Here is a 376-nt window from a genome sequence, read left to right on the forward strand (position 1 = left end):
AAAGGCACTGTTAAGTCATAACGTAGGGCTTTTTCTGAGATACTTGGTGTTAATTTATTAGAATCTTTTTCCTCATAAGCATCCGTATTGGCTTTATTTAAATAGTCACCTGAGTTTAAAATTTTAAAAATCAAACGATCACCTTCATCACCATATTTACCCATTAACGTATCTGAATTTTCAAAACTTGGTGTTTCTATAGGTTGAAACCCAAAAGTTTCAAAAGCACCACGTATGGTATTAAAAATATAATTACGTTTTGCTACTTGTTCTGGGTTAAAATCTCTAGTGCCTTTTGGTATACTTGGTTTTTGAGCCATAATTTTGCCTGTAAATACAGGTATCTCTTTTAAAATTATAAAATAGATTCCGCATT

Annotated in this window: 1 protein-coding gene; it reads right to left on the bottom strand. The window is 31.1% G+C overall.

What is annotated here, in order from left to right; genetic code table 11:
- On the bottom strand, positions 1 to 320 hold a 320-nt coding region (locus FUA24_RS04060), incomplete at its 3' end, for an ATP phosphoribosyltransferase regulatory subunit (RefSeq protein ID WP_187388158.1).
- Positions 321 to 376: the final 56 nt, after the last annotated feature.

The sequence above is a fragment of the Seonamhaeicola marinus genome (assembly GCF_008085455.1).